Below are 16,012 nucleotides of genomic sequence, written 5' to 3'. Positions count from 1 at the left end.
TCTTTCGATATGAATTGACGCGAACCCCAAGGTTCTCACGTCTCATAGACCGAATTCCGTTCACCCGTGTATGCCATCGTGAACAGTTTCAAGAACACCGGTACGGTTCGTGTCGTAGGGGCCGAAACGTGCCAAATCCCATCGGAAAATATCCGAAGACAGACAATCTAGCACGCGCTGCACACCGCTTTGTTCCATGAGCCTTGTTGGAATCCACAAATCACAACACTCTTCTTGAATCGGTATAAAATCCAGATGCATCGCACTCGCGATACCGGCTATCGCAATCCCTACATCCGCTGCACCAGACTCAATGGCCATGCCAACCTGCATGTGTCCAGCGACTGTCCACGAGTATTGCGCGACCGCTTGCGGCTGAACTCCGGCTTCCTGTAATCTTTCATCCAACAGCGTTCGAGCGCCCGCGCCGATAGGACGGTTCACAAGGCGGGTTTTTCCGGATGCTAAATCGGACGCATCTGTAAAACCACACGGATTCCCTCGCTTGACAACCCATCCAAGCTCCCAATCCGCAAGATGAACGCGATGATACGACCTCACGTCGTCCAACGGCGCCAGCAGCGATGCTTTCATCCGAGACGGTTGGTGGATCGCAGCAATTTGAATGGCCCCACCAGCTAACAACTTTGTCGCTTTTGCATTGTCCGCGTTCAGCCAATACACCGGACAATCGCGATTCGAGTCGAACACGTAGTTGGCAAGGAGGCCAAGCGCCGGGTCACATCCAGAGACAATCGTCCATGGACGGCTCTGCTCGGTGTCAAACTGCTCTAGCTCTACCTGATCTTTCCCCAATCGTTTCGCCACGATATGCGACTCGGTGGCCAACGGAATGCGCTGCCCAAGTTCGAACACTGCACGATGCGCGACGCGTCGTCCATCAATCTCCGTGACGACGACACGGTCACCAGCTTCCAGTTCTTCATCGCCCACAAACGAACGATTATCCGGTTCTTCAGGGCGTTCACGAAAGATGTCTTCGACGCGCACGCCGAATACACGTGCCAGCCGTAGCGCAACCAATGTACTTGGAATCGCCGTCCCTGATTCAATCGCTTGAATCGTCTGGCGAGAGACCTGAATCGCAGATGCCAATTGTGCCTGCGACATATGCGCACGATTTCGCAATGCGCGCAGTTGGTTCTCCAGCATGGATTTCGCCTCCCGTCCTGACGATTGTAATGTTTAGTTGTCTATGATGTCAATTATACTTGTCAAACCCAATCGGCTTGTCCCGAACTCTCAGATTTCGTACAGGCAAAATAAAAACACCCGCAGAAGCGAGCGTTTAATCATCGTCACCTTGAAGGGGCTTATTCAACTCGACGACATCCATTCCGTCCCCTGTAATTCGTATACACCAAACTTCTCCACGCCAAATACGAATGTACTCTTTATCCTCGAGATACAAATAGTGCATATAGTCCGTACCCGATAACTCGCGCGGATTCACAAATAATCCCCGCTTGTTGGCCACGTAATGCGTGTCATACACATACCTTAAGAGCTCGCGCCGCCGTTCAACCCGCAAATTGACTCTTTTGTCGCACATAGTCCCCCTCCCTAACCAAACCATATGCAGACAAACGCGGATTGCCTCGTACGGTCGCCTATAGCGGATTCGATGTCGCCTTGAAAAGGATGCTTGGGAACAACAACGCCCCACCATCATCCAACATCTACTAAATCACCCCATAAAAATGGCCATCCCGCTTCGCCTTTTCATAGTAATAGGTCCAACTCTTCTTAATGTTCTTCTGCGTCCAAAGGGATTTTCCGATTCTCTCTATCTCGTCATCGGCCAACCTCGTTCCAGGTGTCAGAAGTTGGGCAAATACTTGACGCTGCGCATTGATTTCCAAGTACTTCGCGGCCACGAGCACTTCCTCCAATGTGCTTCCGGTGACAATCGCACCGTGTGCCCGAAGGATGAGTACTTTTTGATTGCCGAGACACGCTGCCACTTCTCGCCCTCGTGCGGCCGTACTAATGGAATCGGGCATAGAATATACCGGGATATCTTTGCCTAGGCCGCAAGCCACCGAACTGACTGGGACAATTTTTACCCCAGCCACACTCAGGATATTGATCCAGTGACCATGAAAATGTGCAATAGCCTGGACGTCCTTCCGAGCACGGTAGATTTCTGAGTGCAAATAAACTTCATTTGGCGGTTCCTGTTGCCCTTCCTTTAAAGCGCCATCCCAGTCTACCTCTATCACATCATTGACCGTCAGCGCAGCCCTGGAAGCCTGTTGGCCATGCGTTAAGAAGCCGTCCTTGAGCCGCACACTGACGTGCCCATTCATGTCAAATAGATGAGTCGCCTCAAACAACCGCACGGTTTCAGCCAATTTCATTCGTAGATTCATGGATTACTCCCCCGTTTATTACGCTACTGAATATTAGGAGACTACATTCTGACTAGACGATGCAGGCGGCGTCCAATTTCCGGTCCAATATATGACAGCCCCTGCAAGGTAAGAAAGGCCAACGACTGTGAAGAATGCAGTAAAGCCGAAGTGACTCACGACAATCGATAAAATCAGAGGCCAGACCGCCGAAGCGCCATACGAGATAGCAAAAAATAGACTATACGCGCTCGCTTGCAATTCTTGTGACGTAATATCTGACATAATCGTTTGTTCCACTGGGCTGTACCCGTACACAAACATCCCCATGACCATGAGAACTGGTACGAGAATGCCGATACTGCTGTCCGTTAGCGAAAACGTGATCATGGACAAACTCATGACGCAAGCCCCACACAAAAGAAAACTCAGGAACTTGGAGCGATTGAATTTGTCCGACAGCTTACCGCTGACGATAGGGCCAATCACACTGGTCACCGTAAACAATGTGAACAAAAGGCCAGATACAGATTTGCTATAGTGCAGATGGTTTAGGAAAAACAGTGGCAAAAACGTCTGCATAATGCTGATGCCTTTGCCACCCGCCGTGATGGAAGCGGTAATAATAAGCCTTCTGACCGTCGGACTTGATGGCGTAAAATAGTTTGTGTAAGAGGCCACAAAACAAGAAAAGTAGGGTATCCTCAAGATTGCTAAAGTCCAGAGGAGATGACCCTACTTTGTATCAGACTAACAAAGAGTTGCTTGCTGCACAACTAGAAATGGAAATGTCGAAGTTCATCCAAGAGCGTTTGGAGCTCATTATGCGTGAAGAGATCCACAACTTCCTGACGGTAGAGCATCCGGAATTGAAGAACAGTCGCAACGGATATTATACGAGGACGTTGGATACGCGGTTTGGGCGGATTGAGGATTTACATGTTCCTCGAGACCGGGAAGGTGAGTTTCAGACTGGCATATTCGAACCGTATAGTCGGCGAGATGCTTGGTTGGAAGAAACCATCATCGCAATGTACAAGGGCGGTATGAGTACGCGTGAGGTGGGACAATTCGTTGAACGGATGCTTGGTGTTCAATACTCGCCGACCACCATTAGCAACATCACGAATATCGTGTTGCAGGATGTAGATGCTTGGCGCAAGCGCCCTTTAAAACGACGGTACTCTGTCGTGTACATGGATGGGATGTATGTGGCGCTCAAGCGGGATACCGTGGACAACGAATCCATCTATGTCGTGATGGGGATTGATGAGGATGGACACCGGGAAATCCTTGGCTACTATGTGGGTGGCACGGAGAGCGCTACATCTTGCCGAGAGATTTTCAATGATCTGCGTGCGCGTGGGCTTGAGGAAATCCTGATTGGTGTAGCAGATGGGTTGACCGGACTGCAGGAAGCCTTCTTATCCGTCTACCCGAAGGCCGATTTCCAACGCTGTGTTGTTCACAAATTGCGTAACATCATTGTGAAGGTTCGAGCCAAGGACAAGCCAACGGTTCTTGCGGATTTGAAGGGCGTATATTCCAGTGAGACCTACGAGGAAACGCTAGGATGCTTCAAGCAATTCGAGAGCAAGTGGAACGCGAAGTACCCACGTGAGGTACAGTCGTGGCGAGAGGACTTGGACAACCTCCTGGCCTTCTATAAGTATCCTGCGGCGATACGGTATGCTATTTATACGACTAACGCGATCGAGCGGACAATTAAGGAAATCCGCAAGCGAGTCAAGCCAATGAATAGCATTGCGAACCTTGAGGCGGCTGAGAAGATCGTGTATCTGTTCGCAACAGGCTATAACGAGAAATGGTCGAAGCGGGCCCTGCGGGGATTTGCGGATAAAGGTACCCAGAAGCGCCTCCGTGAGATGTTTGCTGAAAGGTACGGCACTGAGGAAACGAAATAAAGCCTGTGGATTTGATGGACAACCCAGGAATAGGGTTGCCCATCAAATCCACAGGCTCTGGGCAGGGGAAGCCGCTTCGCTCCTCCCCTCTGGCCAAAGGCCATTCACCCCTCCCACTCAGACTGTAAGACGTGAGGGATGGATATATTTACCTTGGGAACACATGAGACAGCAAGGCGTTTGTTCGGAATATTCAATGAGGATACTTGAAAAACACAAAGACCTGCAATGATGAGGAGACCCCCCCTGCTTCCTACATGTGGATTTACACAAACTTCTTGACGCTACCAAATTGTACATGATTGACCTTGAAACAGAGAAAAAATCCGTGTTAAACATCCCAAATTGCATTCCATCTGGTGATGTCTTTTTTGCGCCTGACGAATAAGGTATTTTCTTTACAGCCTACAAGACCAATGAGCCATCACAATCGAATGTACTCTATTATTGTGATTTCAACACAAATGAAATTAGCAGTATTCTCAGTAAACCAAATAGTTTCATCAATAATTTTATGCTTTACACACTGTAACCACTTATGCGTCTTGTTTTATGTTTCGTTGGCATAAATAACTCAACTTTCGCAGACCAAAACAGGCAAGTATGCCTTGATGTATCTAGGTAAACTGTTGATCCAGTTCTGCAGTTGACTGATGATGAATGTTGAGATGCGCTTGCTGGATTTTTTAGCAACACTTATCACAAAATCAACCAGTTGGTTCAATACAATAGCCCAATCTAATTCGCTGACTTCATCGCACAGTGCTAGAAACAGACTTCCCAAGGTGCGGTCATCCGTGCTCTGTCGATGCTGCCAAGCTAGAAGAATGTACCGCGAGAACACAATCGTCGTGTGGCTGATAAGCATGTCATAGGAACGACCTTGGAACTCTTTCTGCAGACGTAACAAGGATTTTGTGCATTTGAAAAAAACTTCAATTTCCCAGCGGATGCCGTATATTTGGATGATTTCTTCCACTGTGAGGGACGTATCCGTGCAAAGGATCGCTAGCCATTCTTTTTTGTGAGCCCGATGGCGGACAAACACCATCTTAATTGGGATGCCTGGACTGAGCTGTGTATTTATAGCACGGAGAATGTTTTTATTGGTACCTTGAACAGGCGTAGCGGCATAATACAGTTCTTGCAAGGTTAGACGACGCTCTCCGAGTAAGTAGCGTTTATTGTCCGTTTTAACCATGCCGATCACATCCAGACCTCTGTCCAATATCGCTTGAATCAGGGGTGCGTACGTGAACCAACTGTCCATCAAGACGTATGGGGCATTCATTCCAGCAGCCAGCGCTCGGTCAATCATAGTGGGGACGATTTGTGGAGCCGGAAGAAGAGATTCGATCCTTCGTTTATATCCATGCGTGCGTTTATCAATCGATGGGTTTATACCGTGAATCTGCGACTTAACGGAACTGAGAAGAGAAAAATCGAGGGGAATGAACGTGTGCCCATCTGACCAACCGAGCGTGAGCATGCGAAATCCCTTGTAATAGCAGTTCCAGACGTGATCTTTGAGCCGCACCAAGAGCTCTACAGATTTGCTTCGGTTCCGCTCGTACATAGAGTCATCGACAATAAATACGTTCACGCGTTCGTCAGACGTTAAGGATTTGGTTTTATTCACGGTTTCCACACTCAGTGATAAGAGAAAACGTCGCCAAGCGAATCCAGTGTGATTGAGAAAACGATACACAGTATCCTTTCCGGGCAATGAAGATCCCTTTGCACCGTCAAGAAGCTGAAACCAGTTTCGATGATGAAATATCAGCACAAACACAAGCTGGAACAAATAGGAGCAAGAAAATCCAAATCTCTTGGTAATGCCGGCTTTGCGCAGATGTGCGAGGACCCTGAGTTCCTGAAAGGCAGGGCGAATTTCAACTGGCAATTGATTATTTTCTCCGTTATGCTCTATCATATAAAGAAGCACCTCTTCTGAATGGTAGTGTTGGTTCGCACTTTCACTATACCAAACGGAAAGGTGCTTTTTTATTTTATTCAACTGTGGCACCGCAAGGGATTAAAGGCGTTTTTACACTGCGAAAGTTGAGTTAATAAAAGTCACCCCGTCTGATTTAGCAGCGTTCGGGGTGACTTTTATGCAAAGTTGCCACAGTTGTGGCGATTTACTTAAATTGACAACGTCCTCTTTTGACTAAAATTTATGAACGATGGTAGTTTTACTACCTTACTTGCACCGTAGCCGCTTCTTCCTCAACTATTTTAGCAGTGGAACTTGCTCCAATACGAGCCACACCTAAATCAAGGAGTGCTTTCGCCACCTGATAATCCCGTATTCCACCTGCCGCCTTTATCGGAAAGCCCTGTGGCAACGCATCTACAAATAACCTCACATCGCCCAACAAATCAGGATTCGAAACAAAACCTGTTGATGTTTTCAAATAATCAGCACCTGACTTTACAACGAGAGAAGCAGCCATACGCTTTTCATCATCCGTCAAAGTAGCACTCTCAACAATCACTTTCACCGTAATGTCGCCCAAGTTGTGGGCCATATCGGTGACCAGTTTCATTCTGCTTAGGACCTTATCATAGTCACCCGATTTGAATGCGCCTATATTCATCACCATGTCGATTTCCCGTGCCCCACGGCTTATCGCCTGTTCCGTCTCGACCAATACCGTCGAATCAAATGTAGCTCCAAGCGGGAACCCTACGACCGTACACACCTTGACTGAAGAATTTTCTAACGCCTGATTCGCAAACGGTACCCAATAAGGGTTAACACAAACTGAAAACGTGCCAAGTTCAATCGCCTCTCGACACAGCCGTTCAATCGCCGGTTGACCTGCGTCTACCTTCAAAAGTGTGTGGTCAATATATTTTGCGATAGACAACCCAAATCCCCCCGTCAAATTAATAAGAATTTAGTGGATACCGATAGAAATCGCTTCATTTAACCTTTGTATATAGTCATTTGAAATTAGTCATTCGGATCTCCAATAGTCTTTAGATAGTCCCAATATTGATTGACATTGCTCTTTGTAACCAGCTGACCTTCTAAGGTAGTTGCAGAAGGTACCGATTTACCATTGAGAATGTCTCCTGCAATTTCTGCCACCTTGATACCTTCTTCGAACGGAGATTCAGCATTGGTAGCGTACATTTGCCCACTTGTAATGGCATTAAGGGAGTCCCTAATGCCATCATTACCAACCAGTTCGACTTTTCCAGCCTTACCAGCCGCCTTTAATGCTGCCAACACGCCCATCGCCATATCATCATTTGCGGCGTACACGCCATTGATATCTGGATGCGCCTGCAAAATATTCGTCATGACATTCAAAGCCGTGTTGCGATCAAAATTCGCAGGCTGTTTCGCAACAATTTGGATATTCGGGTACTTAGCGAGTTCTTTCTCGAACCCCTCACTCCGATCCTGAGCCACATTGGTACCCATAATCCCTTGAATTTCAACCACTTTACCTGAGTCATGTAACGATTTTGCAAGTGCGTCCGCAGCTCGCTTTCCTGCAGCAATCGCATCATATCCGACAAATGTTTCAATTTTCCCACCTGCAGGCGCACGATCAAATGCGAATACTGGGATACCAGCCTTATTTGCAGAATTAATTGCCGTTACAATACCATTGGTATCGACCGGATCGAGAATCAAACAAGCTGGCTTATTCTCGATATCTGTCTGGGCGATATTCAATTCAGTGGAAATATCATTATTCCCATTTTGAACAACGAGTTTATATCCAAGTTTTTTCGCCTCGTATTCAGCGCCATTCTCCAGCGAAACAAAGAAAGGGTTCGTCAGAGTGCTGATAACAAGATCCACTTCCTTACTCCCGCTACCTGTCGAACTCTGACTCGTTGAAGTTGCGGTGCCTCCACCACTCGAATTCGTACCATTTGCTGATACCTGTTGCGACCCACACCCTGTGGTTATCAAACTTAAAAACGCAATTCCAGTAATACCTGTAATCCCAATCTTCATTTGCTTTTTCATTTCTTCATCCCCTTAACCGGTGCTGATTTATGGATTCCGGAGAAATTTACGTACCTTCCAAGTTTGGAAATAGAATGAATATTACGATCCAACAATACGGCTAGAAGGATAATCACTCCCTTTGCGATGCCTTGATAGAATGCTGAAACATTGAGTAAATTCATGCCATCATCGAGAACTCCTAAAATAATGGCGCCAACCAATGTACCAAATAGCCCCCCTTTTCCCCCCGCTAGACTGGTGCCTCCTAGAATCACCGCTGCAATCGCGTCCAGTTCTAGCCCACTTCCGAGTGTAGGTTCTGCTGTATTTAAACGCGCTGTACTAATGAATCCAGCAACAGCGGCCAATACGCCTGTGAGAACAAAGGCTAAGATTTTTATCCAACGGACAGAGATGCCAGACAATCTACTGGCTTCTTCATTTCCACCTGTGGCAAACACATATCGACCATAATGGGTTCGTGAGAGAAGTAACCAGAAGATGACATAAAAAAGTATCATAATCCATACAGGAATCGGTACTCCTAGCAAATAACCTTGACCGATCCACGCATAGCCATTGCTCGAAATCGAAATCGTATTTCCTTGGGTGTACACAAGAGTCACACCAGAAAAAGCGGTCATTGTCCCAAGCGTGGTAATAAACGATGGAATCTTTCCAAATGTGGTCAACAGTCCATTAATAAGTCCTGAAACTGCCCCAACGAGTAAGCCGACAATCAATGCCTCTATAATGTTCCCGTGAGCTAAAATACCTGCAGTGATTGCGCCTGCCAATCCTAAAACTGAACCCACCGACAAATCGATTTCAGCAAGAATAATGATGTACGTCTGCCCAAATGCAAGAAGTGCCGTAACTGAAACTTCCAACAGTACATTTAGTAGATTTGATGGTGTGAGAAATACAGGAGACAAAATCGATGCAACAATACCAAGCAAGAACAATACGATCAGCGCACGCATTTGTGAAAAAACGTTTCTGACTACAGATATCAATCGATTTCCCCCCTCAAGGAATGATGTAAAATACGATGTTGAGTAATGCTATCTCCAACAAGTTCACGAACAATCCGACCTTCCCGAAGGACGAGTACTCGATCAGACATAGCAACTAATTCTGGTAAATCAGAACTGACAAGGATGATTGAAATCCCCTCTGCGGTCAATTCATTCATGAGCTGATATATTTCCGATTTAGCTCCAACATCTACACCCCGAGTCGGTTCCTCCATAATAAAAATACGTGGGTGAGTCATCATCCACTTCCCGAAGACAACCTTTTGCTGATTTCCACCACTTAGGTGACGTACCGTGATGTAGGGTGATTTAGCTCGTATATGCAATCTCTCGATAAGCCCATCAGCTGTTTTTTTCTCCTTTGTCGTTTTAATGAAACCGCCAGCTGCAACAAATTTTCGCAAAGAAACAATAGAAAGATTGTGATAAATCGATTGTTCCATAATCAATCCTTCTTGTTTTCGATCCGCCGTTAGAAATACAATGCCCTTCTGGATTGCATCCACGGGTTTTTTCAAATGGAGTTGTTCGCCATCCATCGATATAACACCGCAATCAGGTTCTAAATTTCCAGACAAACAACGCAGTATCTCACTTTTCCCACAACCCATCAGTCCGGCAAGCCCCAGCACCTCACCCCTGTGTAAGTTAAAAGAAACATCGTTGAACCACGGAGCCTTCGTCAAACCTTCCAAACGCAATATAGAGATGTCAGTATTCACGTGACATTCTTTAGGATAAAAATTATTAATTTGTTTCCCAACCATTGCCGTTACCAACTGTTCCTGAGTCAAATTCTGAATGTCCCCGGATAGCACCACCTGACCATCCCGAAGAATAAAAATACGATCCGCCAGCTCATATAGCTCTTCCATTCGATGGGAGATGTAGATAACAGACACGCCACGTGATTTCAGTTTGCGAATTTGTTCGAAGAGTCTATCTCTCTCTTCGTTATTCAGAGCTGCAGTGGGCTCATCCATAATAAGTAATCGAACTTCCTGGACCAAGGATTTAATGATTTCTACCATTTGCTGTTCAGCGATACTAAGGCTTGAAACGGATACGCTTGGGTCAATCGATAATCCCATTTCATTCAAATGGATTTGCGCATCTTCGATCATTTTCCGCTTATTTGCGAACAAGCGACCATATCGATGTATTCCATCCACAATAAAGAGATTTTCCGCCACTGAAAGTTCTCGAAATAAATTCATTTCTTGATAAATCATGCGAATTCCGTGGGACATTGCATCTTGAGGAGTATGAAACGTCACCGAAACGCCATCAATTCGAATTTCCCCAGAGTCCGCCTCTAGAGCGCCAGATAAAATCTTCATTAAGGTGGACTTACCGGCTCCATTTTCACCTGCAATGGCTATCACTTCACCATCACGAATGGACATATCTATCCCGGTAAGTACGATATTGTCTTCAAAACTTTTACGAATTTGTCGCAATGTAATATCCAGATTTGCCACCACCCTTTTACAGTTCTGATTTAGTACGCAACTCCCGCCTGTAAGATCACATTCGCGTAAGGAGTAAATTCCCCGGACCGTATGGCAGCTCTCACAGCCTGCGTCTTGCGTTTGAACTCAACATGTGGCATGTACGTAACTTGAATATCTGATGGGAAAAGAGACAAAATTTCTTCATGCATGTGAGGACTGATGATTTTGACTTCCTCTGACAGGAAAATCCCTTCGACTACCACTTCTCGGAGTACAGCTTTTAGAACATCTAGAAGTCTAGGTATATTCGGAATAATGGATAAGTCCACCCGTTCGACGTTCGAAGGAATAGGCAAGCCAGCGTCTGTCACAACGAGCAAATCTGTATGCCCTGTCTCAGCAATGACACGAGACAATTGTGAATTGAGAATACCATCTGTTCTTTTCATTGCTTTCCTCCATGTATCAGCTGTTCTACTGCTTCCTTTGTCGGCAACGATGACTGAGCTCCTAACTTAGTTACAGTTAGAGCTCCAGCCGCCATGGCGTATTGTAGCGCTTGTTCTAGTGATGTTCCGGTGGCTAGACATGCACCTAACGTGCCTGTAAAGGCATCCCCAGCTGCCGTTGTATCAACCGCAGGAACAGAATAGGTTGGAAAGTGCCGGGGTTTTTGTCCTTCCAGGACAAAAATACCCTTATCCGCCATCGTAATAATCACGGTTTGAACTCCCTTTTCTTGCAGGACATGCGCAGCTGCCTCCGCCGACTGCAAATCAGTCACCTCGATCCCAGTCAGTGCCGTAGCCTCTGTTTCGTTCGGAGTAACAATATCTACATATCGATACATCTCGTCGAGAAACGGAATCGCTGGGGCCGGATCAAAAATCACTATAATACCAAGAGCTTTGGCTTTCTTTGCCGCATATAAAGCTGTTGCCGCAGGAACTTCCAACTGTAGTAGAAGAATGTTTGCTTTGGGGTTATGTGCAAAAAACGCATCCACTTGCTCAGCATTCGTTCGATTGTTCGCCATTGGAACAATAACAATATCATTGTTACCGCTTTCATCGACTCGAATATGCGCAACCCCTGTGGACTCTCCACTCAGACAATCCACAAATGTGGTATCCACACCATGTACACGAAGACTATCCAAAATCACATGTTGAAACGGATCATCTCCTACACAACCAACCATCCATGTTTGCACCCCCATATTAGAGGCCATTACAGCCTGATTAGAGCCTTTCCCACCAGACACAAGCGTAAATCCTGTCCCCAACACGGTTTCCCCGCTGCGTGGAAGTTTCTTTGACACCGCAGTTACATCCGCTGTCATACTTCCAACTACTACGACTCCATGAGCGCTATTCACTATAGGTTCCTCCTTTTCTTTCTATTTTGTTTACTCACCATCATTTCGGAACCCCTGATAATCATGTGTGGTCTCATCACAATTTCACGAAACGCTTTTTCCGGTTTTTCAATTCTCTCCAGCAACAATTTAGCGGCCCATTCGCCCATTTCTTGCATGGGGCGAGAAACCACGGTTAACTTGGGATTCATCACTGTTGCAATGGGGATGTCGTCAAACCCGACGACTGCGATGTCCTCACCAATTCGTAAACCACTCGTATTAATTGCCTCAATCATGCCCATGGTCATCAAATTGTTACAACTGAGTATGGCTGTCGGTGGCTGATCCATTTGTAATAGCTCTATCCCTAGCAGGTAACCAGATTCTTCCCGGAAATCCCCAATTTTAATTAGACTAGGATCCAAAGATATTCCCGACTCCTGTAAGCATTTCGCATAACCATCAAAGCGCTGTTTGCCTGGCGTACTATCTAAAGGCCCAGATATAATTCCGATTTTTATATGGCCATTATCGAGTAACAATTTCGTAGCGTCGTAGGCTCCAGATTGATTATCAATGAGCACCTTATCACATTCGAAATCGGCAAGCTGTCTGTCCACCAGGCACACAGGTACTTCCAGCGGAATCATCGTTAACCATGGAGATACCTCCTGTGCTGGGGTTAAGATAATACCCGAAGCTCGGTGTTCCAGGGTCGTCCGCAACAATGCTTCTTCAAGTTCAACATCACCTCCAGAGTCACCTAGCATGATGGTATAAGCATGGCTTCTTGTAACTTGACTAGCTCCGGTATACACTTTGGGGAAAAATGGGTTATTAATGTCTGGTATTATCATGCTAATTAGATTGGTCTTCTGAGAAGCAACGCTCCTCGCTAAGACATTCGGTACATAACGCAGTTCCTCCATCGCTTGGAGAATTTTTCGTTCCGTATCCGGTTTCACTCCATCGAGACGGTTCACTACCCTGGATACCGTTGCGATTGACACACCTGCTCGCTTAGCTACATCCTTAATGGTCGCTGCCACAATTCACCACCCCTAATAATATAAACGTTTAGATTTCTTGATAAACGGTTCAAAATCACATCATGTATTTTTTCTTTATTAGCAATGATATAAAGGGATATAAAGGCAACTATAAAACATAAAGCTTTATCTCAAATTTTATTTTCAGAGATGTAAACGCTTAGATTTTTGTTAAATAATATATCCATTTATGCATGCCGTCAATATCATTTAAACATGTATCCAGAATTTTTTGCGCCCAATGATCAAGGTGTTTTTTTACAGTCCACAAAATCAACGGCTCAGCCAGTATCCACGTCACTATTCATATACTTTCGCAAATGGAATAGGGCAAGCTAAAAGGGCAACTTCTCTAAATTCTAACCGAAAGGCTCTTAGGCGTTGAGCAAAGTTATGACGAGGATCACTTATAGTTACATCCTAGATCAATTCCCCACCCGTCTTTACGAAACAGCAGTACGAGAAAATCAGTATCACTCTTTCGTTGTTATACGCCGTAACAAATAAACGCCCAATCCTACGGTATTACTGAATAGCCAGAATTAAAATGGACTAGATGATATAAGGGGTGCTGTCCGTATGTTTGAATTGGGAACTGCAATCTTTGGGGTTTTACCTCTCATCATTATTTTGTTAATCATACTAGCGTTCGTTAGGCTTGTGGCGAATTACCGCTCAACACAAAAGAAACTCAATCAAATTATTGAGCTCGTAGAAGTTTTGAAAAATAAAATCGATAATTAAGAGCTTTGCAGACTCCGTGGTAGGGTTCCGATGTTCAGTTGGAGCTAAGTGACGAAGTTTCTGTAGGAATCGAGCCCACATCAGGGACACGGGAATTTTATGCCACATGGAAATTCTAAATATTCCTTTCCGTACTTTTACTGGAATCAAAACAAAGCCGTGAAAAGAACACAGGGAAAAGCCTTGAATCGTCGGGTTTTCACCCGTTTTCTCTTCGCTCTTCCCTGCTGGTTAGTCATGTTTATTCTATTTTGCTCAAACTTTCTTCTCGAAGGACTTTATTATTAGTCTACATCAATCTGTTCCCATCAAATAAACCTCTGACATTTTCCCCGCCTCAATCCCGCATTCCACCGTCCTCAATTGCGAATTGTGATAATAATGTCTCGCAAGCAGTTCCCTTTTTTCTCGCCTTGACCCTGTTTTTTCCCGTCAAGACTTTATTCTTGGGATAAAAAAGTCGAGCAAAAAGAGAAGGGAAAAGGGTTGAGGGATAAGGGATTGCCCTTTTTCCTCTGCCTTTCACCCTGGCTTGGATCAGGTTTTTATTTGTTCTGGAGCAGATGTTTATTGTTTTTGGCAGGAGAATTTTATTTATCTACAACAATCCCGCACCAACAGCGTGACACACTCCAAATGTGCCGTCTGTGGAAACATGTCTAGCGGCTGCATGACCTCAACGCGATATCCACCTGCCAAGAGCAGCTTGAGGTCGCGCTGCAATGTCGCTGGGTTGCAGGAGGCGTAGACAATGCGACGCGGGCTCGCCTTGAGGACTGCTTGGATGGCAGAGGCATCAATGCCCTTACGCGGTGGATCAAACACGACTACATCCGCGCGATTGCCGTCCTCGACCCACTTGGGCAACCAGTCTTCCACGCGGCCGACGTGAAACTCGGCGTTGTCGATGCCGAGGTCATCGCCGTTGATCCGCGCGTCCTCGACCGATGCCTCAACCTCCTCAACCCCGATAGCTTGACCCGCACGCCCAGCTAAAAGCAGGGTCAGCGTACCGATGCCGCAGTAGGCGTCAATCACGACGTCGGTCGAACGAAGATCAGCATAGTCAACGACGGTTTGATACATCTTCTCGGCGACGGGTGCCTGAATTTGCAGGAATGACCGTGGAGACACGGCAAATGACAAACCGGCAATGTTCTCCTTCAACGTGCCCGGCCCGTATAACGTCTCGAGTTTGCGCCCCCACACAGGGCCGACCGCCTTCGGCTGCGCGGTCAGGCATACGGACGTCACATGCGGGGCTTCGAATTCCGCCAGCGCACGACGAACGTGACCACGCGAGTGACGCACCACGAAGACGACGAGTTGTTCACCTGTGGTTTGCGACTCGCGCACAATGACGTGGTGAACGAGGCCCGCCAAATCCGCTCCCCTATCCGTCAGAAAGACGCGCGCTCGATTTAACGTGTCCTGCATCGCTTCGCTCTGGAGATGACAGGAGTCGGTCTCAATCATCTGGTGCGATGCAAACCCATAGTACCCCATGCGCACCTGCTTTTTATCGGAGTCAAACCGCATCGGCATCTGTACTTGGTTGCGGTAGCGAAACGCATCCGGTGATGGCACAATGTCGCGCACGATGGCGTCCGCATCGAGCCCCAATTGCTGCGCGACGCGCTTCACGCGGTTCTCCTTCCAGGTCAATTGCGCATCGTAACGCAGATGTTGCGCCTGGCATCCGCCGCACGCGCCAAAGACAGGGCAAGGCACATCTCGCCGATCAGGCGAGGTGTCATAACGATCCAAAAGTGTTGCGCGAGCAAAACGGCGCTGACGCTCGATCACGCGCACGTTCCCCCGTTCACCTGGTAGTAAAAACGGCACGAAGACCGTCATACCATTGATGGTCGTGACGCCTTCGCCGTCGTCGTTCAGTCGAAGTGCAGTCACTTCATATGTGCCACCTTGTTCAAGCGGGTGGCTGTCTTTCACATCTGCCATGTATGTAGTCCTCCGAATTCAATCGTGCTAATTGTAGGGTCCTGCGTAATTTACTGTGATAGCGGACATGATTGCAGAAACCGACCACCATTTACACGGTGGTCGGTCTCCACTGAATTTATACGCCTGTATT

General features: G+C 46.6%; 14 protein-coding genes. 1 reads left to right on the top strand and 13 read right to left on the bottom strand.

The genetic code is table 11. The features are described from left to right. Positions 1-60: 60 nt before the first annotated feature. The 4 genes from K1I37_RS05125 to K1I37_RS05110 form a co-directional block, all read right to left on the bottom strand. Complete coding sequence (locus tag K1I37_RS05125) at positions 61-1,173, bottom strand: substrate-binding domain-containing protein (RefSeq protein ID WP_021296955.1); 1,113 nt, start codon at positions 1,171-1,173, stop codon at positions 61-63. A 136-nt stretch (positions 1,174-1,309) separates the two neighbouring features. Next, the gene (locus K1I37_RS05120; protein ID WP_021296956.1) at positions 1,310-1,573 is read right to left on the bottom strand and encodes a hypothetical protein; all 264 of its coding nucleotides are present in this window, start codon (positions 1,571-1,573) and stop codon (positions 1,310-1,312) included. A gap of 130 nt (positions 1,574-1,703) precedes the next feature. Continuing rightward, on the bottom strand, positions 1,704-2,393 hold the full coding sequence (locus K1I37_RS05115) for a class II aldolase/adducin family protein (protein WP_021296957.1): 690 nt from the start codon (positions 2,391-2,393) through the stop codon (positions 1,704-1,706). A 33-nt stretch (positions 2,394-2,426) separates the two neighbouring features. Next, the gene (locus K1I37_RS05110) at positions 2,427-3,053 is read right to left on the bottom strand and encodes an MFS transporter (protein ID WP_021296958.1); all 627 of its coding nucleotides are present in this window, start codon (positions 3,051-3,053) and stop codon (positions 2,427-2,429) included. A 59-nt stretch (positions 3,054-3,112) separates the two neighbouring features. On the opposite strand from K1I37_RS05110, the gene K1I37_RS05105 reads away from it, so the two are divergent. Next, positions 3,113-4,297 (top strand): IS256 family transposase, encoded by a 1,185-nt coding sequence (locus K1I37_RS05105; protein ID WP_272496364.1) that lies wholly within the window; start codon positions 3,113-3,115, stop codon positions 4,295-4,297. Between the two features lie 574 nt (positions 4,298-4,871). Here the strand turns inward: K1I37_RS05105 and K1I37_RS05100 are convergent. The 9 genes from K1I37_RS05100 to rlmD all read right to left on the bottom strand — a co-directional run bounded on the left by K1I37_RS05100 (position 4,872) and on the right by rlmD (position 15,879). Next, a complete protein-coding gene (locus K1I37_RS05100) occupies positions 4,872-6,230 on the bottom strand; it encodes an IS4 family transposase (protein WP_021297820.1) in 1,359 nt (452 codons plus the stop codon). A gap of 265 nt (positions 6,231-6,495) precedes the next feature. After that, positions 6,496-7,170, bottom strand: a complete 675-nt coding sequence (gene deoC, locus K1I37_RS05095; RefSeq protein ID WP_021297819.1) for a deoxyribose-phosphate aldolase — start codon at positions 7,168-7,170, stop codon at positions 6,496-6,498. 86 nt (positions 7,171-7,256) lie between these two features. Further along, on the bottom strand, positions 7,257-8,291 hold the full coding sequence (locus K1I37_RS05090) for a substrate-binding domain-containing protein (RefSeq protein WP_021297818.1): 1,035 nt from the start codon (positions 8,289-8,291) through the stop codon (positions 7,257-7,259). Then, positions 8,288-9,256: an ABC transporter permease gene (locus tag K1I37_RS05085; RefSeq protein ID WP_081654210.1), complete on the bottom strand. Its 969-nt coding sequence runs from the start codon at positions 9,254-9,256 to the stop codon at positions 8,288-8,290. The genes K1I37_RS05090 and K1I37_RS05085 overlap by 4 nt, the downstream gene beginning before the upstream one ends. Positions 9,257-9,285: 29 nt before the next feature. Then, positions 9,286-10,791: a sugar ABC transporter ATP-binding protein gene (locus K1I37_RS05080; RefSeq protein ID WP_152498845.1), complete on the bottom strand. Its 1,506-nt coding sequence runs from the start codon at positions 10,789-10,791 to the stop codon at positions 9,286-9,288. Between the two features lie 20 nt (positions 10,792-10,811). After that, a complete protein-coding gene (gene rbsD, locus K1I37_RS05075) occupies positions 10,812-11,213 on the bottom strand; it encodes a D-ribose pyranase (protein WP_021297815.1) in 402 nt (133 codons plus the stop codon). Next, positions 11,210-12,142, bottom strand: coding sequence for a ribokinase (gene rbsK / locus K1I37_RS05070; RefSeq protein ID WP_021297814.1), 933 nt, complete (start codon positions 12,140-12,142; stop codon positions 11,210-11,212). The genes rbsD and rbsK overlap by 4 nt, the downstream gene beginning before the upstream one ends. Then, positions 12,142-13,173, bottom strand: a complete 1,032-nt coding sequence (locus tag K1I37_RS05065) for a LacI family DNA-binding transcriptional regulator (protein WP_021297813.1) — start codon at positions 13,171-13,173, stop codon at positions 12,142-12,144. The genes rbsK and K1I37_RS05065 overlap by 1 nt, the downstream gene beginning before the upstream one ends. Positions 13,174-14,511: 1,338 nt before the next feature. Beyond that, positions 14,512-15,879, bottom strand: coding sequence for a 23S rRNA (uracil(1939)-C(5))-methyltransferase RlmD (rlmD, locus tag K1I37_RS05060; RefSeq protein ID WP_021297811.1), 1,368 nt, complete (start codon positions 15,877-15,879; stop codon positions 14,512-14,514). Between the last annotated feature and the right edge of the window lie 133 nt (positions 15,880-16,012).

Origin of the sequence: Alicyclobacillus acidoterrestris (assembly GCF_022674245.1) — a bacterium.
In the GTDB taxonomy this organism is placed as follows: domain Bacteria; phylum Bacillota; class Bacilli; order Alicyclobacillales; family Alicyclobacillaceae; genus Alicyclobacillus; species Alicyclobacillus acidoterrestris.
The sequence above is the reverse complement of the archived record's forward strand: the minus strand, read 5'-3'. Positions and strand labels throughout refer to the sequence as shown.